This is a genomic window from Thioclava kandeliae, from assembly GCF_040297545.1.
Lineage (GTDB): Bacteria > Pseudomonadota > Alphaproteobacteria > Rhodobacterales > Rhodobacteraceae > Thioclava > Thioclava kandeliae.
In genome coordinates, this window is the sequence record NZ_JAYWLC010000073.1 from 1 (window position 1) to 1233 (window position 1233).

1 protein-coding gene and 2 pseudogenes are annotated in these 1233 nt (G+C 58.2%); 1 reads left to right on the plus strand and 2 read right to left on the minus strand.

Annotated elements, in window-relative coordinates:
* Window positions 1–656 (plus strand): annotated as a pseudogene (locus VSX56_RS20595) (IS5 family transposase); the annotation flags it as partial.
* 39 nt (window positions 657–695) lie between these two features.
* Here the strand turns inward: VSX56_RS20595 and VSX56_RS20600 are convergent.
* Both VSX56_RS20600 and VSX56_RS20605 read right to left on the minus strand, forming a co-directional pair.
* Window positions 696–890 (minus strand): annotated as a pseudogene (locus VSX56_RS20600) (DDE-type integrase/transposase/recombinase); the annotation flags it as partial.
* Window positions 891–917: 27 nt separating this feature from the next.
* A complete protein-coding gene (locus tag VSX56_RS20605) occupies window positions 918–1142 on the minus strand; it encodes an integrase core domain-containing protein (RefSeq protein ID WP_350939378.1) in 225 nt (74 codons plus the stop codon).
* Between the last annotated feature and the right edge of the window lie 91 nt (window positions 1143–1233).

Below are 1233 nucleotides of genomic sequence, written 5' to 3' on the forward strand. Positions count from 1 at the left end.
CAGCTCGGCCCGCCAGTCAGCATGAGGCCCGCTATGAGCTACACCATCAGTTGGGACACGATCGGGGTATTCGCCCAGATTATTGTCGGCCTGGCCGCCGAAAGTGCTGAGCACAAAACAATCATGATCGAAGTGAGCAGGCGATCGCCATGCGTTCGCGTGAGCCCGCGCAAGTATCTCAAGGCACACCGCACGGCGTCGAACCTCGGGGTGAAAAAGGGGAGCGCGGGCGCCAGATCAGGCGCACCAAAGGTGGCATGAACACCAAGCTGCATGCTCATCGCCGATGCTAACGGAGGTCCGATCGGGTTCTTCATGTCCGCAGGCCAAGTCAGCGATTATACCGGCGCGGCCGCTTTGCTGGACAGCCTGCCGAAGGCCAGATGGCTGCTGACCGACAGAGGCTATGATGCCGATTGGTTCAGAGCAGCTTTAAAAGACAAGGGGATGAAAGTGTGAATCCCAGGTCGGAAGTCCCGCAAGGTAGCCATCGGAGATGACAAGCGCCGTTACAAGCAACGCAATCGCATCGAGTTCATGTTCGGACGACTGACGGAATGAAGGACTGGCAGCGGGTGGCTACTCGATATGACCGATGCCCTATCACCTATCTCTTGGCGATCGCACTCGCTGCTACCAGCTTGTTCTGGCTGTGAAAGGTAATGAGTCTGGAGCCTAAGATAGACTCATTCTTATTTCACAGAGCGCCAAAGTCGTTTGATCATCCGGTTGTCGATCCAGCGGCCCCGACAATTCATAGAGATTTTCACCCCGGCCTCGGTCAGCGTGTCGGCCCATTCACAGCCGGTGAACTGGCTGCCTCGATCGCTATTCATGATCTCTGGCGGGCCATATTTGGCCAGAGCCTCTTTCAGAGTCTCAACATAGAAGTTGACCTGCCCCCTTGGGTCCCTCTTTCATAACGAGAGTCTGCGGGTTTGAGATTGGTAGTCGGGTCGGTCGTTCTGGGCAAGCGCGCCGGTCGCGGAGCCCGCAAATTGCTCAAGGGTCCGGCGCGCTTCGAGCAGCGTTTGGTTCCTGAGCGAGGAATGCGGCCTGACAGCGTTGTAATCGTAGCGCCAGAGCGCCAGCTTGCGCCTTAGACGGCGTACCCTGTGGCGGCCGCATTGATCGTGTCCCAACTGATGGTGTAGCTCATAGCGGGCCTCGTGCTGACTGGCGGGCCGAGCTGATCAGTCGCGCTGCGCTGCAGGCAAGCTGACCACGACATCA